Raw genomic sequence first — 18,889 nt, 5'->3', positions numbered from 1 at the left:
AATGTCAGAAGTTTTTAATTTTTGTGCTGGCCCAGCCATGCTACCAACAACGGTTATGGCTAAAGCACAACAAGAGTTTATTAATTGGCAAAACACTGGTAGTTCTGTGATGGAACTAAGCCATCGTAGTGATATTTTTATGGCAATGGCTGCTAAAGCCGAAGCTGATTTACGTGAGCTTATGGCGATTCCTGATAATTATAAGGTGTTGTTCTGTCATGGTGGCGGTCGTGGTCAATTCTCTGCCGTACCACTTAACTTATTGCCACAAGGTAAGTCTGCTGACTACGTCGTGTCAGGTTCATGGTCTAAAGCCGCAGCGATTGAAGCTAAAAACTTTGGTGACGTTAATATCATTAACATTAATCAAGACACTGATACGCAATTAAGCTTAGTTGACAGTAAAGACTGGCCATTAAACCCTGATGCGGCCTATGTACATTATTGCCCAAATGAAACGGTTAATGGTATTGAAATAAACGCTATCCCAGACACTAATGGCGTGCCTTTAGTTGCCGATATGTCTTCAACCATATTATCGCATCAGATAGATGTCAGTAAATTTGGTTTGATTTATGCTGGTGCCCAAAAAAATATTGGTCCATCAGGCTTAACTATCGTTATCGTAAGAGAAGATTTACTAGGCCATGCTCATACAGCAACGCCTTGTATCATGAATTACAAAACATCTGCTGATAATGACTCTATGTACAACACACCACCGACTTATGCTTGGTATCTTGCCGGCCTTGTTTTTACATGGCTGAAAGAGTTGGGTGGCGTTAAAGAAATTGAAAAAGTCAACCAAGAAAAAGCAGCGTTACTTTATCAAGCTATTGATAACAGCAGCTTTTACCTTAACGCTATTGACCCTCAATACCGTAGTAAAATGAATATTCCTTTTTGGTTAAAAGATGAAAGCTTAAATCAACAATTTTTAGACGAATCAGAAGCTGCCGGTTTAACGGCGCTACAAGGTCACAGAATTGTTGGTGGTATGCGGGCTAGCATTTATAATGCCATGCCACTTGAAGGTGTAAAAGCGCTGATTGCGTTTATGGAAAAATTTGAAAAGAAGGTTAACTAAAGTGGAACAATTAACGTTAGATCCAATTACTAAAGTCAATGGTGAAGTGTTTTTACCTGGCTCAAAAAGTTTATCTAACCGTGCATTGTTAATTGCTGCCTTAGCTAACGGTGTCACTAAAATCACTAATTTACTCGTCAGTGATGACATTAAGCATATGTTAAACGCCTTAGCTAGCTTAGGCGTTAATTATACTTTAAGTGATTGTGGTACACAGTGTACTGTCGTGGGTAATAACGGTTTTTTTAAGACAGCAAAGCCACTTGAATTATACCTAGGTAATGCCGGTACGGCTATGCGACCATTATGTGCAGCACTTGCAGCAAGTGAAGGGGAGTTTACCTTAACGGGCGAGCCAAGGATGAAAGAAAGACCCATTGGTCACCTCGTTGATGCCTTAGCGCAGTTAAACGCCGATATAGAGTACCTAGAAAATAAAGACTATCCGCCAGTAAAAATAATAGGTAAAGCATTAACGGGTAAGACAGTGCGTATTGATGGCTCTATTTCAAGCCAGTTTTTAACGGCTATTTTAATGGTAGCGCCCTTATTACAAACAGACACCCGTATTGATATTGAAGGCGAGTTAGTGTCTAAACCTTATATTGATATTACGTTAGATATCATGTCTCGATTTGGCGTTAAGGTCACTAACAATGCTTATCAATCGTTTACGGTTAAAGGCGGTCAATGCTATCAAGGTGTTGAAAAGTATATGGTAGAAGGCGACGCGTCTTCAGCATCATACTTTTTAGCCGCAGGTGCTATTAAAGGCGGCGAAGTAACGGTACATGGCGTAGGTAAACTCAGTGTTCAGGGGGATAAATACTTTGCTGATGTGCTTGAAAAGATGGGCGCAGAGGTTACGTGGCATGATGAATCTATTACTGTGGTGGGTAAACCATTAACAGCGATAGATATGGATATGAATCATATCCCTGATGCGGCAATGACAATTGCGACAACAGCGCTTTTTGCCAAAGGCACTACCACCATTCGTAATATCTATAACTGGCGGGTAAAAGAAACAGATCGTTTGTCTGCTATGGCAACAGAGCTGAGAAAAGTGGGCGCGGAGGTGGTTGAAGGGCAAGATTATATTGCTATTACCCCACCTGAGCAATTAATTCATGCAGCTATTGATACCTATGATGATCACCGAGTTGCTATGTGTTTTTCTCTGGTTGCGTTAAGTAATACACCGGTAACGATTAATGATCCTAAGTGTACTTCAAAAACATTCCCTGACTATTTCGACAAGTTAGCAGATATCTCTTGTTGATCAACGGCTAACTCATTAAACCGTATAGCCTAGATAAGAGAAATGTATTTATAGAGTCTATCGTGTTAACACGACTCGATTCGCCACTATTTAAAATTAGGAGAAAAATATATGCAGGAAAGCATTCCAGTGATTACCATTGATGGTCCAAGCGGTGCAGGAAAAGGCACTGTCGCTAGAATAGTTGCCGACCAATTAGGCTGGCATTTACTTGATAGCGGTGCTATTTATCGTGTATTAGCGGTCGCCATTGAACATCACCAATTGGCTTTAGATGACGAAGAACACATTATCCCTATGGCTGCGCATTTAGATGTGCAATTTGAAATTAGCAGTAAAGGCGAAGGCAAAGTTATTTTAGAAGGCGAGAATGTTACCGATATTATTCGTACTGAAGAAATCGGTGAGCTAGCCTCTAAAGTGGCTGCTTTTCCACGTGTTAGAGAAGCGCTACTGAGAAGACAACGTGCTTTTAGTGTCAGCCCAGGGCTTATTGCTGATGGTCGTGATATGGGGACGGTTGTTTTTAAGCAAGCGCCAGTGAAAATATTCTTAACTGCCAGCGCAGAAGAGCGCGCAGAGCGAAGATTTAATCAGTTGAAAGAAAAGGGGATTGATGTTAACATCCCACGCCTTTTGCATGATATACGTCAGCGAGATGAGCGTGATGAAAACCGCAAGGTTGCTCCACTTATCCCAGCAGAAGATGCGTTAATTATTGATTCTACTGGTATTTCTATTATGGAAGTAGTCAATAAAATCATGACTTATGCCAATGGCAAATTAACGTAACACATACACCTTTAAGCTAGTAAGTGTAAATTTCCTAGTATTAAAGAACTTTTAATAGAAAGCCTACTGTACGGACACACGGGGCATACTTAACCACCCCATGAAACAATGATGTTGAATGGATTAATAGCTGAGTTTATAACAAGTTATGACTGAAAATTTTGCGCAACTTTTTGAAGAAAGTTTAAAAGAAATCGAAACACGTCCAGGATCAATCATCCGTGGAACAATCGTTAAAGTTAACAAAGACAATGTAATTGTTGATGCTGGCCTTAAATCTGAGAGTGTTATCTCAATTGATCAATTTAAAAACGCTGCTGGTGAAGTAGAAGTAGTTGTTGGTGATGAAATTGACGTAGCCTTAGATGCAACAGATGATGGTTTCGGTGAAACGATTCTTTCTCGTGAAAAAGCAAAACGTCACGAAGCATGGCAAGTGCTTGAAAAAGCATACGAAGAAAAAGAAACTGTTATCGGTGTTATTAACGGTAAAGTTAAAGGTGGTTTCACGGTTGAAGTTAGCGATATTCGTGCCTTCTTACCGGGTTCACTAGTTGATGTACGTCCAGTACGTGACACTGCTCACCTTGAAGGTAAGCCTCTAGAATTTAAAGTTATTAAGCTTGATCAAAAGCGTAATAACGTAGTTGTTTCACGTCGTGCTGTAATCGAAGCAGAAGGCAGTGCAGAACGTGATGAATTACTTGAGTCATTAGCAGAAGGCCAAGAAGTTAAAGGTATCGTTAAGAACCTTACTGACTACGGTGCATTCGTAGACTTAGGCGGCATTGACGGTCTACTTCACATCACAGATATGGCTTGGAAACGTGTTAAGCACCCAAGCGAAATCGTAAATGTTGGTGATGAAATCCAAGTTAAAGTATTGAAATTCGATCGTGAGCGTACTCGCGTATCACTAGGTATGAAGCAGTTAGGCGAAGATCCATGGGTAGCTATTGCTAACCGTTACCCAGAAGGTTCTAAACTTTCTGGTCGCGTAACTAACTTAACTGACTACGGTTGTTTCGTTGAAATCCAAGAAGGCGTTGAAGGTTTAGTTCACGTTTCTGAAATGGATTGGACTAACAAAAACATCCACCCATCTAAAGTTGTTAACTTAGGTGACACAGTTGAAGTACTAGTATTAGAAATTGACGAAGAACGTCGTCGTATTTCTCTAGGTCTTAAACAGTGTATTGCTAACCCTTGGGAAGAGTTTGCTAAAAACTTCAACAAAGGCGACAAAGTATCAGGTAAGATCAAGTCTATTACTGACTTCGGTATCTTCATCGGTCTTGACGGCGGCATTGATGGTTTAGTTCACTTATCTGATATTTCATGGGCTGGCGGTGAAGAAGCTGTTCGTGATTATAAGAAAGGCGATGAAATCGATGCTATCGTTCTTCAAGTTGACCCAGAACGTGAGCGTATCTCGTTAGGCGTTAAACAAGCTGAAGACGACCCGTTCAATATGTATCTGACAGATAAGAAGAAAGGTGCTATTGTTAACGGTAAGGTAACTGAAGTTGATGCTAAAGGCGCAACAGTTGAGTTAGCTGAAAGTGTTGAAGGTTACCTACGTGTTAGCGACATTTCTGTAGAGCGTATCGAAGATGCTTCTACAGTATTAAAAGTTGGTGATGACGTTGAAGCTAGGTTTATGGGTGTGGATCGTAAGAACCGTACTATTAGCTTATCTATCAAAGCAAAAGATCAAGCTGATGAACGTGAAGCAATGGATAACCTAAACCAAGTAGAAGATACTGGTTTAAGTGCTATGGCTGCAGCGTTTAAAAACGCTAAAAACTAATATCCCTTAACGGGACATAGTTTTACTTTGCAATGGTGCTGTAACTAATACAGCAGGTGAAAAGAGTATTTATCACTAGTGTGGTGATACTCTTTTCTTATTTTTAACGCCATTGGCGGAGCCAACATTTACTAATATTTATACTCATTAGTAAAGTTGCGCGGTGCTAGGTAAATACTGAGAGGTCAACATGACTAAGTCAGAACTTATTGAGAAATTAGCCGATAAATTAAGTCATTTATCCGCTAAAGAAGTGGAAAAATCTATAAAAGAAATCTTAGAATTAATGGCGCAATCCTTATCGCAAGGTGAGCGTATTGAGATTCGTGGTTTTGGTAGTTTTTCATTACACTATCGCGCCCCACGAGTTGGTAGAAACCCAAAAACTGGTGAGTCAGTTGAGTTAAACGGTAAATATGTTCCTCACTTTAAACCAGGTAAAGAGTTACGTGAAAGAGTTAATCTTTCAGTCGCATAAATTGCAAAGCTAACTAAAAAATTAGATAATAAACGGCATGTTAACCATGCCGTTTTTTTTTGGCAAAATTTGATAAGGCCTGATAATAATGCGATTATATTTAACACTTTTTTTTATTCTTGTTTTACTTGCGCTAGCATTTATTTTTGGGAGCCAAAACGAACAAGTACTTACTTTAAATTACTTAATCGCCCGCACAGAAATAACCGTTGCAGCAGCAGTAAGCTTATTTACCGGTTTGGGTTTTGTGTTAGGTTTATTAGTAACGATTCTTTGGCGTATAATACGAAGAAGTAAAAAAGCCTTAGCCAATAGAAAATCTCAAGAAACTTAATAACCTAGTACTCATACGTTTGGTATAAGCTATGTTACATTCACTATAATCTATCCCAAGAGATCTAATGATTGAATTACTCTTTTTATTATTACCCGTTGCCATGGCTTATGGTTGGTTTATGGGTCGTAATAGCATTAAACAAAACCAACAAATTGCCAAACAAGATTTATCGATAAAATATTCAACCGGATTAAATTATTTATTATCTAATCAACAAGATAAAGCTATTGATTCACTGCTTGATGCCCTAAAGGTTGAAGATGACAGTGTTGAAGCGCATTTTGCTATGGCTAACTTATTTCGTAAACGTGGTGAGTTAGACCGTGCCTTAAAAGTACATGAGCATTTAGTAAGGCTTAATCACCTGCCAACAAAAGATAAACAACAAGCCGTATTTGAATTAGGTAAAGATTTTCTTAGTGCCGGTTTATACGATCGCGCTGAAACCATGTTTACTAAACTTTTAAAATCTCAAGACTATGGTTTAAAGTCGTTAACGTATTTATTAAAAATATTTCAATCAACCAAAGATTGGCAAAGCGGTATAGCGCAACAAAAACTAATCGTAAAATATAACGATAAACGATCACTACATACCTTGGCGAATTTTTACTGTGAATTAGCAACAAGCGCTTTTGAACAAGATAAATTTATTGAAGTGATTGAGCTATTGGATCAAGCCTTGTTACTCGATCCTAATTCATGTCGTGCTAATTGGCTGTTAGCTAGAATCTATGAAAAGAATGAACAAGATGAATTAGCAGCCAAATGTTACCAGGCGATTTATCATCAAGATAGCGAGTTTTTCCCTGATGTTATCGATCAAATGTTAGCTTGTTATAGCCGCTTAGATGAATTAAATGACTTTTATGCCTTTATTAAAAAGGTTTATGACGAAACCGCCAGTTCCAGTGCACTAATTTGTTATCTTAGTCATGTAGAAAATAAACATGGTAAGAAAAAGGCGCTTGAATTTATTTTGTCGGCATTAAAGCGTAGGCCGACTATTCGTGGTTTTGAACACTTTGTTAATATGCAAATGACAGCCACTGATACTGAGGTGAGTACCACCAGTTTAGATTTAATTAAAGAACTAATTAGTGAGTACTTAAATGTTAAGCATAGATACAGTTGCCGTACCTGTGGTTTTGATAGCTCAACTCATTATTGGTCTTGTCCATCTTGTCACGAATGGGAACAATTGAAACCAGTTAGAGGCCTAGAAGGCGAATAATACTCCCTTTCTTTGTTGTGAAGCTCAATAACATGCATCGAATGTACTCACTGACTATCGTCAGCTCCGTGCAATCTCTTTGTTCTTGAACTGCACAACGTCGAAACGAATTATGATTATGTTAATCAAATAAAGAAAAATTATTGTCATCCCTAACTGCTCATGTGAAAAGTTTTCATGTGAAAAGTTTTCAGGGATCTATTGTATTAAAAAATAGGAACCCCCATGAACGATCCAAAAGTTGTTGTCGCCTTAGACTTTGATAAAAAACAAGATGCCTTATCTTTTGTTGATAAAATTCAACCTACCGATGCGCGCTTAAAAGTGGGCAAAGAAATGTTTACCTATTTCGGTCCTGAGTTTGTTAAACAGCTTACCGGTAAAGGTTTCGATGTTTTTCTTGATCTTAAATTTCACGATATTCCTAATACGGTAGCAAAAGCAGTAACTGCGGCGGCAGACCTAGGTGTTTGGATGGTTAATGTTCATGCTAGCGGTGGTAGTCAAATGATGACTAAAGCTAAGCAAGCATTAGATAGCTATGGCAAGGATGCACCATTACTCATCGCGGTAACGGTCTTAACCAGTATGGGTCAAGAAGATCTTCATGGTTTAGGCATTAATAAAACGCCAGCAGAGCAGGTTAATTTTTTAGCTAATTTAACCAAACAAAGCGGGTTAGATGGTGTGGTGTGTTCGGCATGGGAAGCTGAGCAGTTAAAGTTAGATTTAGGTAAAGAATTTAAACTCATAACGCCAGGTATTAGACCTGCGGGCTCTGCACAGGATGATCAGCAACGCATTATGACGCCAAAGCAAGCGATTGATGTTGGCGTAGACTATTTGGTGATCGGACGCCCAATTACTAAAGCCGTTGATCCACAAGCAATATTACAACAAATTAATAGCTCCATTAGCTAATAAATATTCACAGTAATCAAGTTATTGTCCAGAGTTATGTAATGCTCGTTAAGTAGTCAATAACTTCATGGACATGGTATAAATTACCTCTGAAAAGGATGTATAGGGATGACTCTAACGCGTAAATTGTCTGATATTGGCTTTATTGGCCTAGGTGTGATGGGGCAAAACCTAGTACTGAACTTAGCAGACAATGGCTACACTATTGCCGCATTTGATCTAAATAATGATAAAGTACAAGCCGTTGTCGCACAAGATAGCCTCGAAAATGTCACGAATATATCGAATACACCACGAGTTTATGGTTGTTCATCCTATACGGAGTTATTGTCACAACTCAAAGCTCCGCACCTTATTATCCTCAGTGTGCCAGCAGGCTCTGCTGTTGATGAAGTTTGTCAACATCTTATTAATGCCGGTATTGAGTCAGATGATATTATCATTGATACCGGTAATAGCCTGTGGCTTGATACCGTCGCCAGAGAAAAAAAATATAAAAGTAACTTTGTCTTCTTTTCTTCAGCTGTCTCAGGAGGAGAAGTCGGCGCACGTTTTGGCCCCTCATTAATGCCCAGTGGCTCAGTAGATGCTTGGGCTCGTATTAAACCTATTTGGCAAGCTATTGCTGCTAAAGTTGATGCAAGCACAGGTAAACCAATAACGCGCACTCAGCCCGGACAAGTTATTACCGAGGGGGAAGCATGTACTGACTACATTGGTCCTGCGGGATCAGGCCACTATGTTAAAATGGTGCACAATGGTATTGAATATGCTGATATGCAAATTATTTGTGAAGCCTATCATGTATTAAAATCAACTTTACAACTAACTTGTCATGACATTGCTGATATTTTTTCAACCTGGAATGACGGGCCATTAAATAGTTATTTAATGGAAATATCAGTAGAAGTATTACGTCATCAATCAACAGATACCAATACACCCTTAGTTGAGTTGATTTTAGACAAAGCCGAGCAAAAAGGTACCGGTCTTTGGACAGCCGTAAGTAGTTTAGAAGTAGGCTGCCCGGCACCAACTATTGCGCAAGCGGTTTATGCGCGCTCTATATCTTCGTTTAAAGCGCTAAGAACTCAAGCATCTACCTTACTTGCAGCGCCACAACAAGTCAGTTTATCGCCTAATGATCAGCAAGCACTTATTGAACAATTACACGATGCCATGTATTGCGCTAAAATTTGTGCTTATGCACAAGGTTTTCAGTTAATGAAACTAGCGGCTAGAGAGCAAGAGTGGGCATTAAACTTTGCTAGCATTGCTAAAATTTGGCGTGCAGGTTGTATTATTCGTGCGGTATTTTTACAATCAATAAGCCAAGCTTATGAGCGTAATGACAAACTAGCTAATTTATTAGTCGATGATTTTTTTAGTAAAGAGCTTAATGCTCGCCAAGAAAACTGGCGTAAAGCGATTTGTCATGCAACGATGCAAGGTGTGCCTGTAGGGGCTTTATCTGCTTCGCTTGCTTATTATGATGCGATGCGCAGTGAAACCTTGCCTGCCAATTTATTACAAGCTCAACGCGATTTTTTTGGTGCGCACACTTTTGAGCGTATTGATAAAGCACCAGGGGAAAAATACCATGTACAGTGGTCAAGCAAAGCTCGCGCAACAGTATTAGTGAATGAAGGCTTAAGGAGTGATTGATGAGTAACAACGATATTTATAAAGACAAGTTAAGTGAGGCAGCTTATAAAGTTTGTCGATTAGCCGCAACCGAGCAACCTTTTAGTGGTATTTATAACGATCACTGGGAGCAGGGCGTGTATCATTGCGCTTGTTGCGAGCAACCACTATTTAGCAGTGAAAGTAAATTTAACGCGGGTTGCGGGTGGCCTAGTTTTTTTGCCGCTATTGACACTAAGGTTGCTTATAAAACTGATAACACACACGGTATGCAACGGGTAGAAATTGTCTGTCAACAGTGCCAATCCCACCTTGGTCATGTTTTTGATGATGGCCCAAAACCAACGGGTAAGCGCTATTGTGTTAATTCACTCAGCTTAACGTTTACGCCAAGCTAGTATTTGCTGATTACTATAAAAAGCTAAGATAAAAGTTAAGATCAAAATTAGGCTCAAAAATAATGACAAAAAGGTTAAGATTTTTTTTGTCTCCTATAGAGAAATATTTGATACTCCATTACAATATGCGGTAAATGGACTATCACGTAGCTATAATCGTATTTTCGTCTTAATATGATGTAGCTTAATCTTTAATTGACTGAAATAATAAGGTTTAAGTAATGACTTCTCATCTTGAGGAAAAATATCAAGCAAGTTGGCAAGAGCGTCAAACGTTCGCTGAAAATATGCAACCCATTATCGGACAGCTTTTTCGTAACAAAGGCATTGAAATCTTAATATACGGTCGCCCGTTATTAAATGCTTCTTCTATCGATATCATTAAAGCACACAAATCTGTTGCGCTTCATGAAGAAAGCAAATTACGTGTACGTGAAAGTTTCCCTTTCGTAGAAGCCATTAATAAAATGGACTTAACGCCTGCACGTATTGATGTAGGTAAGTTAGCTTATAGCTACTTATACCTTGGTAAAGGTAATGATCTTTCTATTGAACAATACCTAGAACAAGAATTGTCTGCAGAAAGCCGCGAAAATTCAGATCAAGCAAGTCAAGACGTAGTACTTTACGGTTTTGGTAGAATCGGTCGCCTTTTAGCGCGTTTATTAATAGAACGTGCTGGTCCTAATGCTAAATTAAACCTTCGTGCTATTGTTTTACGCCCAAGTAAAGGCGGTGACGATTTAGAAAAACGTGCTAGTTTATTACGTCGTGACTCTGTTCATGGTGCTTTTAACGGTAGCATTACAGTCGATAAAGAAAATAACGTTATCAAAGCTAACGGTGCTTTTATTAAAGTTATTTATGCAAAATCACCTGCAGAAGTTGATTACACTGAGCACGGCATTGATAATGCGTTAGTGGTAGATAACACCGGTATTTGGACAGATGAAGATGGTTTAGGCCAGCATTTACAATCTAAAGGTGTTGCGAAAGTATTACTAACAGCACCAGCAAAAGGTGATATCAAAAACATCGTTTATGGTGTTAACCACGAGATGATTTTAGCGACTGATAAAATTGTTTCCGCAGCAAGTTGTACGACTAATGCGATTACGCCGGTATTAAAAGCATTAAATGATGAGTATGGTATTCGCAACGGCCATGTTGAAACGATTCATTCATATACTAACGATCAAAACCTAATTGATAACTACCACCCAGCACCACGCCGTGGTCGTAGTGCCCCATTAAATATGGTTATCAGTACTACAGGTGCAGCAAAAGCAGTTGCTAAAGCCTTACCTGAGCTTGCTGGTTTATTAACAGGTAACGCAATTCGTGTTCCTACGCCTAACGTATCAATGGCGATCATGAACTTGAACTTGAAAAAAGCGACTGATAAAGAAACGTTAAATGATTATTTACGTGATATTTCATTAAACTCACCACTGCAAAATCAAATTGATTACACAGCCTCTACTGAGATTGTTTCTACCGATTTAGTGGGTTCACGTTACGCAGGTGTTGTTGATTCACAAGCAACGATTGTTGATGGTGATCGCGCCGTATTATACGTATGGTATGACAACGAGTTTGGTTATAGCTGTCAGGTTATTCAAGTGATGCTTGAAATGGCAGGTATTACCGTACCGAGCTTACCGCTTAAATAAGTTTTTTAAACTTGTTAAGGCACAAAAAAAGCGTGTGTTAGTAAATAACATACGCTTTTTTTATCTGTTTTATTTGCTAAAGTTATTAACTAACGAGCCGATAAAGTAGGTAACTCTAGTATTTAACCCCAATTCAATGAAAAGTGAATGTTATGTCTATAACCGTAGGTCAAAGTGGCTCTGTTGCCGCACAATCAACTTCAACTCAATCAAGCTCTGGCGCTGAATTACTTACCGCAGCACTATCTAAAAAGCAGCAAGAAGCAGAAGGCCAAATGGCATTACAGCTTATTCAATCAGCCAGCGCTGCTAACGTGCCTGCACCAAGTGGTAACAGCGGCTTTCAAGTTAATATTAAAGTGTAACTAATAGTTGTTAAATTGAATTATCAACGCGCGTTAACCTTTATATTTCACTGGTTAGATGCAACGAGCAGGCTTAGGTAAACCAGCATATTTAGTTGCTTGCTTTGCTGGTCCCTCAGGAAATAATTTGTACAAATAACGACTACTGGCTTTTGCTTCACCAAATTCTGCCTTCATCGCTTTAGTTAACGCACGTATTGCCGGTGAGGTGTTGTAGGTGAGATAAAACTGCCTGACAAAATTTATCACTTCCCAATGCGCATCACTGAGCTCAAAATCATCCTGCTTTGCCATCACAAGCGCTAGCTCTTTATGCCACAATGTATGGTCTAGTAAATAACCTTGTTTATCGGTTGCAACGATACTGCCTTCAAATGTTAAAACTACTGCCATGTGATCACTTTATTATGGTTAAAGGTTAATTCCACTACATCAGCCATGGTTATTTGGCTAATGCCAGCCATCACTTCAACGGCTCTTGCTTGTGCATGCGTTGAAATAACCTTGATGCTAACTTTATTGTTATCTTTTTTAAGTAAACTAGCCATCAACGGATGCTTAAGGTTATAACAGCCATCATCCATTAAGACTAACGAGTCTTGTTCAGCTAGTACGCTAATACATTGCTCAAAATCATTACGGCTAAAAGCCGACTGCCTTACTAAATGTAATGTGCTCATATTCTTCTCAAATTATTATGCTTATGCTGTTTACTAAAGAGCATTAAAAACGTAAAACGTGTTTATGCTTGCTAAGTGCTACAGCAAAAGCTTTATTGGTTAATACCTGCACGTTATCAATATGAAATGTCTTACTAAGTTGGCGCTCAATGAGTGATTGCTGACAAACATAAACATCTTCAATATCATAAAATTCAAACGCGGAAAATGTTTTTAAATAATCTTTAATGGCTAGTAAACTGCCATCTTGATTGGCTATTAATTGATAAACACCGTCACCCTGAAAAAATAACGATACTTTTTGTTCAAACGATCCAAACAGTAACGCGACATCAAGAGCATCTTTACCGGCATTGCTACTAAAAGGCGCTTTACTATTGATAATGGCTACACCCAATGCTGTCGATGCATCAGTTAGTTGGGGTTGTGTTTCAGATTGCATGATTGATGTCATTAAAATTGTACCAAGCGTGAGGCTTTTGTGGCTAGCTCAACAAGCTCTCCTAAGCCAGAAACGGTGAATGCTTCATTAACTATTTCATTATCTATACTACCCATAACAACACCGCGTTTTTCAGCTGCGGTAATACACACATGCAAGGGTAGTTTATATTGTTGATGCAATTGTTGCCAGTGGGCTATGCTCTGATATTCATCACTGGCGATGCTAATATCTTTATTGGCATGCATGGCACCATCTTGATAAAAAAACACCCCAACAACATCAATACCAGCCACTAAGGCTGCTTCGACATACGTTAATGCGGTTATGGTTAAATGGCTATAAGGGGGAGTCGTTACTACTACAGCAAGAGTATTCACAATACATCCAAACTATCAAAGGTATAAAAGGGTTTTAAATAATAAAAAAGCCCCGCAATTGCGAGGCTTTTTTGATTATAAATGATTATAAATGATTATAAAAATTTTTAACGCTATATTTAACGTAAATCTTTAGCGATATTAATCGTCGCTATTAAATACACCTAATAAGTGTAGTAAATGTACAAAAATATTATAAATATTTAAGTATAAAGAAATCGTTGCGCGAATGTAGTTACGCTCACCACCATTAATTATACGGCTAGTATCATATAAAATTAAACCAGACATAATCATAATAACCGCTGCACTTACTGCTAACGACAGCGCTGGTATTTGAAAGAAGATATTAGCAAGACTTGCTACTACCACCACAATCAAACCAACCATCAAAAAACCACCCATAAAAGAGAAGTCTTTTTTACTTGTTAGCGCATAACCTGATAAAGCGAAAAATATTAACGCTGTACCACCAAGGGCTTGCATAATTAATGCGCCGCCATTAGGCATTGCCGCATACGCATTAAGCATTGGACCTAACGAGGCCCCCATTAAACCAGTAAAAGCAAAAATCCAATAAATACCACTGGCTGAATCTGCTTTTTTATTAACAACAAACATTAAACCGAAGGCGACTAACGTCATAATAAGCGCAGCACCGTGTGGTAGGTTCATCGCCATTGAAATGCCTGCTGTTACTGCACTAAATGCTAGTGTCATTGATAACAACATGTAAGTATTTTTTAATACTTTATTGATTTCTAGCGCCGAACTTTTACTCGCCGTTTGAAAACTCATATTAGATTGCATAAAACTTCCTTAATAATTTAATTCTAATTACCTGTTATAAACTACTTGTTATAAGCTTAGATAAGGTCATTTTAGATAAGTTCAAGTTTTCATATGTTTATACCGCATATGCTTTGTTAACTGACTTACACTAACTTAGTGCCTTATGACATATTATGGCATGGTGATTTTGAAAATACTATGTTTTGCTGTCTTTAAAGCGACCTATATTTTGTTTTCTTTTGTAACGGCTATTTTGGTCAATTTTAGTAGGTTATTTACACTAATTAACGCCAGTACAATATAAAAATTAATAAGTTAGCATTAGCGCCACGCTAACCCTAACGCTGGGTAGCTATTGATAATGGCTTGTTTTCGTATACAAGTATTGCTGTGATCGTTAATCAATCCCGATGCTTGTAAATAAGCGTACATAGTGGTTGAACCAACAAATTTGAAACCTCTTTTTTTTAAGTCCTTACTTAATGCAGCTGACACAGGGGAGGTTGCAGGGTAATCGTTCAAGCCATTAATATGATTTACTTGCACTTTATTATCAACAAACGCCCAAAGGTAGCGACTAAAACTACCAAACTCTTGTTGTATGGTCATAAAACACTTAGCATTGTTAACCGTAGCGGCAATTTTACCTTTATGTCGAATAATATTTGCATCGAGTACTAAGCGCTGTTCATCAGCTAAGGTGTACTGTGCCACTTTACTCACATCAAAGTTGGCAAAAGCGTTTCTATAACCGTCACGGCGCTTTAATATGGTATACCAACTTAAACCTGCTTGGGCTGATTCAAGCACTAGGTTTTCAAATAACTTATTATCATCAAAAACAGGAATACCCCATTCTTCATCATGGTATTGAACATAGTCGGCCTTGGTGGTGTCTAACCAGGGGCAACGACAAATACTTTCTACCGTCATAATTTAATCCTTACTGTTTTTAGTCTTGTTGATGAAAAACAAAGCAAGCTGACTGTTTTTTTACCAAACAAACCTAAAATAGCGATAAATACTTAAATAGTGCTTTACAAGCTACAAGAGAGACTTTAATATCCGCCTCGTTCTCAAGCAAGCATTGTTTTACAAGCTTATTTGTTAACTTCAGGTGAGATGGCTGAGTGGTCGAAAGCACCGGTCTTGAAAACCGGCAAGGGTTTGTAGCCCTTCTAGAGTTCAAATCTCTATCTCACCGCCACATTTAAAAAAATCGCTAAAGTTCTTTATTAGCGATTTTTTATTCTAAGCGCTTAAAATGGCGAATATGAAAAGGGTTTGTAGCGCTAAACCTTGAGTAGAGTTCAAATCTCTATCTCACGCCACATTATAAAGATTGGTCATCCTTTACATTAGGTTGACGGATTTTAATTTAGAAAACCTGTTAATAGTTAAATTAATATTGACCGTTTTTCGTATTTTAGATTTAAAGAGTTTCAGAGTAAAAGTTAGAGCGTGGCTCCTTTTACTTATTAGTTTCAGGTGAGATGGCTGAGTGGTCGAAAGCACCGGTCTTGAAAACCGGCAAGGGTTTGTAGCCCTTCTAGAGTTCAAATCTCTATCTCACCGCCACATTAAAAAAACCGTAACTTTTATAAGTTACGGTTTTTTTTCGTCTTGAATTTGTTAAACATAGGGTTTGTAGCGTAACACCTTAGAGTAGAGTTCAAATCTTTACCTCACCGCCACATAAAGAAACCCCGTTAATTTTATTAATTTAAGGTTAACGGGTTTTTTCGTTTCACAGTGTTGAAAATAAATAAGGGTTTGTAGCATTACACCTTCAAGTAGAGTTCAAATCTCTATCTCACCGCCACATTAAAAAAACCGTAACTTTTATAAGTTACGGTTTTTTTTCGTCTTGAATTTGTTAAACATAGGGTTTGTAGCATTACACCTTCGAGTAGAGTTCAGATCTCTATCTCACCGCCACATAAAGAAAACCCGTTAATTTTATTAATTTAAGGTTAACGGGTTTTTCGTTTCACAGTGTTGAAAATAAATAAGGATTTTTAGCATTACACCTTCGAGTAGAGTTCAAATCTCTATCTCACCGCCACATAAAGAAAGTTCATTAATTATAAATAGCACTGTTTTTTTATACAGAAACTTGCGTTTCCTGCTTTCTACAAGAAAACGTGTCTATTGCCTGCTTTCACTCATCAACCACTTTGGTAATGTTTTTAAATTATTGATTTAGAAATATTAATGTAATAACCTACAGAAATATTAAAAATAGTAAGGAAAAATAATTCCGGTGATAGGAGGATTTTTTCCTGCTAATAAGCTGTTAGGCAACAAGGAGTACTCAAAGGTTATGGAGATTTATTTAGCGATTATTATTTTTGCCGCATCAACTACGGTAACACCAGGCCCAAATAATATAATGATTATGACTTCAGGCCTCAACTACGGAATTAAAAGTAGTATTCCGCATTTATTAGGGATCTGTTTTGGCTTTCCTGCAATGGTAATAATGGTCGGTTTAGGTTTTAGTGTTGTATTTGAAATGTATCCTATATTTCACGAAGCAATAAAGATATTAGGTGTCGCTTATCTATTATATTTAGCTTGGCTTATAGCATCGTCTTCACCGGCTTCACTAGAGGTGGAAAAATCTAAGCCTTTAAGTTTTACTCAAGCTGCGTTGTTTCAGTGGGTAAACCCCAAAGCATGGGTTATGGCCACAGGTGCTGTTTCAGCTTACACTTCTATTTCATCAGATATCTTCTTACAAGTTATTTTTATTGCGTTGGCTTTCTTTATTGTTGCTTTTCCTTGTGTAGGTATTTGGTTATTTTTTGGTGTTGGGCTTAAAAAGTATCTTAATTCGCCAAAGCACCAAAAAATCTTTAATTTATCTATGGCTCTGTTATTAATTGGTTCAGTTGTTCCTGTAGTAAAAGAGTTGGTTGTTCAATATGTTGCCTAACAAGCACTTCAAACGGAACAAAAACAGTTGGTTAGGTTCCGCTTCGCTACACATTTTAACCAACAATTTTTGTCCGCTTAAGTGGGCGTTAGAAGCCTTTGGGAATTTATGGCACGTCGTCGAGAGTTGAAAGGAATCACAATCAATTTTGCCAAACTTTTAAGTGGGCGAAATAATGACTATTTAGGCTACTGGGCAGTAGGTCAATTATTCTTGTTGGCACAAGAGAATAATGTTGAATCTATCACTTTAGATTTATTAAACTTAAACAGTAGTATTAGTTCGTCTCAGCTGTTGGACATGTGCCAGCAAATGAAAATTGAACTAAATAGATTACTTGAGGCACAAAAGATCCCATTCGCTTGGGTTAAATCTGTTTCGGTTGAGTTTAGTTTCAATCAAGAGTATCAAGAAAAATATCATTACTGGCGCTCTGCTTTAGGTAAACATTACTTGGTTGCAGTTAAAGTCGAAACTGACTTAGGTTATATAAATGAGGCATTAAAGGGTGGTAATGTTAATCCTCATGATCCAACCAAAGAGCACCGGAGTAATCGGCTTCTAACAAGCAGTTAAAGCGGGACTAAAAACAGTTTGCTCGGTTTCGCTCCGCTGCACATTTTAGCAAACAAATTTTTAGCCCCTTAACGTGGGCGTTAGCACTAAAAGGAAACTAGATGCACGTATTCAAATATAAACCATATTATCATTACGATGGTCCAACTCGTTCAGATCCATTTCGTGAAGAATTGTCCTCAGAAGAAGCCAATGATCACGTAGAATCATTTTTCTCAGACATAGAACGTTTCTTTGCTGAAGGCTCCGCCAGTTTCAAACAGGAAGATGAGCTAATTGTAATTACTACTGATATCAACGAGACAAATTGCGATGAAATTGTCAAAAAATGTTTAAACAGCTTAGACTTATTCGCACATAAGGTTCGTAATTAGTGCTAACAAGTTGCTTAAACGGAATAAAAACAGTTGGCCATCGCTTCGCGATTATAGCCAACCATTTTTATCCGCTTAGCAAGGCTACATGGACTCCCCGTTGTCAAGCAGCAGCATTCTCTTATAACTAGAAGATCTGACAGCAGCTCTACATTCGGCGTTTAGTTAGCTTTATTACGCTATCGCCCTGATGATTTGCGCTTGAGCAATGCCTCATTCGTTAAACAGTGTTGCGAACACTTCCTTACTAAACAGGCTTTCTTGCTCTCGGTCTGACCGTGTTATCGTCAATTGCTAATGCACAGACTCGGTGGGGTTAACCGTTTAATTAACCTTTGTACGTAAACTTACTTTACATAATCTACCTGATATTCTTTTTCTGAGTGTAACAGTGCCCAAATTAATCGGGCGTTCTTAGCGGCCAATGCCACGGTCGCTCGTTTAAATCCTCGTCGTTCAACAAGGTCTTTTACCCATAGGCTTGTCCGATCTGTCTTGTTTTTACAATTAGCAATAACGGCTCTTGCGCCATGAATAAGAGTACTTATCATGCCACCCATAATAACCTGTCTATATTTCACTCAATACACTAGACTTACTTTACCTTTTCTCACTTAGTTTGGTGATTGTCATGGCGAAGCCTCGTTCACAACAAATTAGTTTATTGGATACGCCTTATTATCATC

Annotated in this window: 21 protein-coding genes, 2 tRNA genes and 1 pseudogene; 17 read left to right on the top strand and 7 right to left on the bottom strand. The window is 38.2% G+C overall.

Annotated elements, in window-relative coordinates:
- Position 1: 1 nt before the first annotated feature.
- The 12 genes from serC to FCS21_RS12800 all read left to right on the top strand — a co-directional run bounded on the left by serC (position 2) and on the right by FCS21_RS12800 (position 12,021).
- Positions 2 to 1,087, top strand: coding sequence for a 3-phosphoserine/phosphohydroxythreonine transaminase (gene serC, locus FCS21_RS12855; RefSeq protein ID WP_138623954.1), 1,086 nt, complete (start codon positions 2 to 4; stop codon positions 1,085 to 1,087).
- Position 1,088: 1 nt separating this feature from the next.
- A complete protein-coding gene (gene aroA, locus FCS21_RS12850) occupies positions 1,089 to 2,369 on the top strand; it encodes a 3-phosphoshikimate 1-carboxyvinyltransferase (RefSeq protein ID WP_138623953.1) in 1,281 nt (426 codons plus the stop codon).
- Positions 2,370 to 2,480: 111 nt separating this feature from the next.
- Positions 2,481 to 3,161 (top strand): (d)CMP kinase, encoded by a 681-nt coding sequence (gene cmk, locus FCS21_RS12845; protein WP_138623952.1) that lies wholly within the window; start codon positions 2,481 to 2,483, stop codon positions 3,159 to 3,161.
- A 148-nt stretch (positions 3,162 to 3,309) separates the two neighbouring features.
- Positions 3,310 to 4,971 carry a 30S ribosomal protein S1 gene (gene rpsA / locus FCS21_RS12840; RefSeq protein ID WP_138623951.1) on the top strand — a complete coding sequence of 554 codons (1,662 nt, stop codon included), beginning with the start codon at positions 3,310 to 3,312 and terminating at the stop codon, positions 4,969 to 4,971.
- Between the two features lie 190 nt (positions 4,972 to 5,161).
- On the top strand, positions 5,162 to 5,449 hold the full coding sequence (ihfB, locus tag FCS21_RS12835) for an integration host factor subunit beta (protein ID WP_138623950.1): 288 nt from the start codon (positions 5,162 to 5,164) through the stop codon (positions 5,447 to 5,449).
- Between the two features lie 88 nt (positions 5,450 to 5,537).
- Positions 5,538 to 5,783 carry a lipopolysaccharide assembly protein LapA domain-containing protein gene (locus tag FCS21_RS12830; protein ID WP_138623949.1) on the top strand — a complete coding sequence of 82 codons (246 nt, stop codon included), beginning with the start codon at positions 5,538 to 5,540 and terminating at the stop codon, positions 5,781 to 5,783.
- A gap of 67 nt (positions 5,784 to 5,850) precedes the next feature.
- Entirely contained in the window at positions 5,851 to 7,020 is a 1,170-nt protein-coding gene (lapB, locus tag FCS21_RS12825) for a lipopolysaccharide assembly protein LapB (RefSeq protein ID WP_138623948.1), read from the top strand.
- 225 nt (positions 7,021 to 7,245) lie between these two features.
- Positions 7,246 to 7,941 carry an orotidine-5'-phosphate decarboxylase gene (gene pyrF / locus FCS21_RS12820; RefSeq protein WP_138623947.1) on the top strand — a complete coding sequence of 232 codons (696 nt, stop codon included), beginning with the start codon at positions 7,246 to 7,248 and terminating at the stop codon, positions 7,939 to 7,941.
- Between the two features lie 108 nt (positions 7,942 to 8,049).
- Positions 8,050 to 9,606, top strand: a complete 1,557-nt coding sequence (gene gnd / locus FCS21_RS12815) for an NADP-dependent phosphogluconate dehydrogenase (protein WP_138623946.1) — start codon at positions 8,050 to 8,052, stop codon at positions 9,604 to 9,606.
- Positions 9,606 to 9,983 (top strand): peptide-methionine (R)-S-oxide reductase MsrB, encoded by a 378-nt coding sequence (gene msrB, locus FCS21_RS12810; RefSeq protein ID WP_138623945.1) that lies wholly within the window; start codon positions 9,606 to 9,608, stop codon positions 9,981 to 9,983. Before gnd ends, msrB begins: the two co-directional genes overlap by 1 nt.
- 221 nt (positions 9,984 to 10,204) lie before the next feature.
- Positions 10,205 to 11,656, top strand: a complete 1,452-nt coding sequence (locus tag FCS21_RS12805) for a glyceraldehyde-3-phosphate dehydrogenase (RefSeq protein WP_138623944.1) — start codon at positions 10,205 to 10,207, stop codon at positions 11,654 to 11,656.
- A gap of 152 nt (positions 11,657 to 11,808) precedes the next feature.
- Positions 11,809 to 12,021: a hypothetical protein gene (locus FCS21_RS12800; RefSeq protein ID WP_222927970.1), complete on the top strand. Its 213-nt coding sequence runs from the start codon at positions 11,809 to 11,811 to the stop codon at positions 12,019 to 12,021.
- 54 nt (positions 12,022 to 12,075) lie between these two features.
- Here FCS21_RS12800 and FCS21_RS12795 read toward each other — a convergent pair whose 3' ends face one another.
- The 6 genes from FCS21_RS12795 to FCS21_RS12770 form a co-directional block, all read right to left on the bottom strand.
- Positions 12,076 to 12,414 (bottom strand): TusE/DsrC/DsvC family sulfur relay protein, encoded by a 339-nt coding sequence (locus FCS21_RS12795; protein WP_138623943.1) that lies wholly within the window; start codon positions 12,412 to 12,414, stop codon positions 12,076 to 12,078.
- Complete coding sequence (tusB, locus tag FCS21_RS12790) at positions 12,405 to 12,701, bottom strand: sulfurtransferase complex subunit TusB (RefSeq protein ID WP_138623942.1); 297 nt, start codon at positions 12,699 to 12,701, stop codon at positions 12,405 to 12,407. The genes FCS21_RS12795 and tusB overlap by 10 nt, the downstream gene beginning before the upstream one ends.
- A gap of 43 nt (positions 12,702 to 12,744) precedes the next feature.
- On the bottom strand, positions 12,745 to 13,155 hold the full coding sequence (gene tusC, locus FCS21_RS12785) for a sulfurtransferase complex subunit TusC (RefSeq protein WP_246047239.1): 411 nt from the start codon (positions 13,153 to 13,155) through the stop codon (positions 12,745 to 12,747).
- Entirely contained in the window at positions 13,155 to 13,523 is a 369-nt protein-coding gene (gene tusD / locus FCS21_RS12780) for a sulfurtransferase complex subunit TusD (RefSeq protein ID WP_138623941.1), read from the bottom strand. Before tusD ends, tusC begins: the two co-directional genes overlap by 1 nt.
- A gap of 141 nt (positions 13,524 to 13,664) precedes the next feature.
- The gene (locus tag FCS21_RS12775; protein WP_138623940.1) at positions 13,665 to 14,333 is read right to left on the bottom strand and encodes a Bax inhibitor-1/YccA family protein; all 669 of its coding nucleotides are present in this window, start codon (positions 14,331 to 14,333) and stop codon (positions 13,665 to 13,667) included.
- 303 nt (positions 14,334 to 14,636) lie between these two features.
- Positions 14,637 to 15,248: a DNA-3-methyladenine glycosylase I gene (locus FCS21_RS12770; RefSeq protein WP_138623939.1), complete on the bottom strand. Its 612-nt coding sequence runs from the start codon at positions 15,246 to 15,248 to the stop codon at positions 14,637 to 14,639.
- Between the two features lie 183 nt (positions 15,249 to 15,431).
- On the opposite strand from FCS21_RS12770, the gene FCS21_RS12765 reads away from it, so the two are divergent.
- The 5 genes from FCS21_RS12765 to FCS21_RS12745 all read left to right on the top strand — a co-directional run bounded on the left by FCS21_RS12765 (position 15,432) and on the right by FCS21_RS12745 (position 18,203).
- Positions 15,432 to 15,522, top strand: a tRNA-Ser gene (locus FCS21_RS12765).
- 280 nt (positions 15,523 to 15,802) lie between these two features.
- Positions 15,803 to 15,893 (top strand) — tRNA-Ser (locus tag FCS21_RS12760).
- A gap of 745 nt (positions 15,894 to 16,638) precedes the next feature.
- Positions 16,639 to 17,253 carry a LysE family translocator gene (locus FCS21_RS12755; protein WP_138623938.1) on the top strand — a complete coding sequence of 205 codons (615 nt, stop codon included), beginning with the start codon at positions 16,639 to 16,641 and terminating at the stop codon, positions 17,251 to 17,253.
- Positions 17,254 to 17,361: 108 nt separating this feature from the next.
- Positions 17,362 to 17,829, top strand: coding sequence for a hypothetical protein (locus tag FCS21_RS12750; protein WP_138623937.1), 468 nt, complete (start codon positions 17,362 to 17,364; stop codon positions 17,827 to 17,829).
- Positions 17,830 to 17,930: 101 nt separating this feature from the next.
- Positions 17,931 to 18,203, top strand: coding sequence for a hypothetical protein (locus tag FCS21_RS12745; protein ID WP_138623936.1), 273 nt, complete (start codon positions 17,931 to 17,933; stop codon positions 18,201 to 18,203).
- A gap of 347 nt (positions 18,204 to 18,550) precedes the next feature.
- On the opposite strand, the pseudogene FCS21_RS12740 reads toward FCS21_RS12745, so the two are convergent.
- Positions 18,551 to 18,748 (bottom strand): annotated as a pseudogene (locus FCS21_RS12740) (IS110 family transposase); the annotation flags it as partial.
- Positions 18,749 to 18,889 lie beyond the last annotated feature (141 nt).

Source organism: Colwellia ponticola (genome assembly GCF_005885605.1).
In the GTDB taxonomy this organism is placed as follows: domain Bacteria; phylum Pseudomonadota; class Gammaproteobacteria; order Enterobacterales; family Alteromonadaceae; genus Colwellia; species Colwellia ponticola.
Note: the sequence above shows the minus strand (reverse complement) of the source record. Positions and strands in the feature narration are given on the sequence as shown.

Coding starts and splice junctions, on each gene's coding strand:
- FCS21_RS12805 (WP_138623944.1), top strand. CDS start 10,205: ATGACTTCTCATCTTGAGGAAAAATATCAAGCAAGTTGGCAAGAGCGT.
- FCS21_RS12830 (WP_138623949.1), top strand. CDS start 5,538: ATGCGATTATATTTAACACTTTTTTTTATTCTTGTTTTACTTGCGCTA.
- FCS21_RS12775 (WP_138623940.1), bottom strand. CDS start 14,333: ATGCAATCTAATATGAGTTTTCAAACGGCGAGTAAAAGTTCGGCGCTA.
- lapB (WP_138623948.1), top strand. CDS start 5,851: ATGATTGAATTACTCTTTTTATTATTACCCGTTGCCATGGCTTATGGT.
- pyrF (WP_138623947.1), top strand. CDS start 7,246: ATGAACGATCCAAAAGTTGTTGTCGCCTTAGACTTTGATAAAAAACAA.
- FCS21_RS12750 (WP_138623937.1), top strand. CDS start 17,362: ATGGCACGTCGTCGAGAGTTGAAAGGAATCACAATCAATTTTGCCAAA.
- FCS21_RS12745 (WP_138623936.1), top strand. CDS start 17,931: ATGCACGTATTCAAATATAAACCATATTATCATTACGATGGTCCAACT.
- ihfB (WP_138623950.1), top strand. CDS start 5,162: ATGACTAAGTCAGAACTTATTGAGAAATTAGCCGATAAATTAAGTCAT.
- FCS21_RS12800 (WP_222927970.1), top strand. CDS start 11,809: ATGTCTATAACCGTAGGTCAAAGTGGCTCTGTTGCCGCACAATCAACT.
- rpsA (WP_138623951.1), top strand. CDS start 3,310: ATGACTGAAAATTTTGCGCAACTTTTTGAAGAAAGTTTAAAAGAAATC.
- FCS21_RS12770 (WP_138623939.1), bottom strand. CDS start 15,248: ATGACGGTAGAAAGTATTTGTCGTTGCCCCTGGTTAGACACCACCAAG.
- msrB (WP_138623945.1), top strand. CDS start 9,606: ATGAGTAACAACGATATTTATAAAGACAAGTTAAGTGAGGCAGCTTAT.
- gnd (WP_138623946.1), top strand. CDS start 8,050: ATGACTCTAACGCGTAAATTGTCTGATATTGGCTTTATTGGCCTAGGT.
- serC (WP_138623954.1), top strand. CDS start 2: ATGTCAGAAGTTTTTAATTTTTGTGCTGGCCCAGCCATGCTACCAACA.
- FCS21_RS12795 (WP_138623943.1), bottom strand. CDS start 12,414: ATGGCAGTAGTTTTAACATTTGAAGGCAGTATCGTTGCAACCGATAAA.
- tusB (WP_138623942.1), bottom strand. CDS start 12,701: ATGAGCACATTACATTTAGTAAGGCAGTCGGCTTTTAGCCGTAATGAT.
- tusC (WP_246047239.1), bottom strand. CDS start 13,155: ATGACATCAATCATGCAATCTGAAACACAACCCCAACTAACTGATGCA.
- FCS21_RS12755 (WP_138623938.1), top strand. CDS start 16,639: ATGGAGATTTATTTAGCGATTATTATTTTTGCCGCATCAACTACGGTA.
- cmk (WP_138623952.1), top strand. CDS start 2,481: ATGCAGGAAAGCATTCCAGTGATTACCATTGATGGTCCAAGCGGTGCA.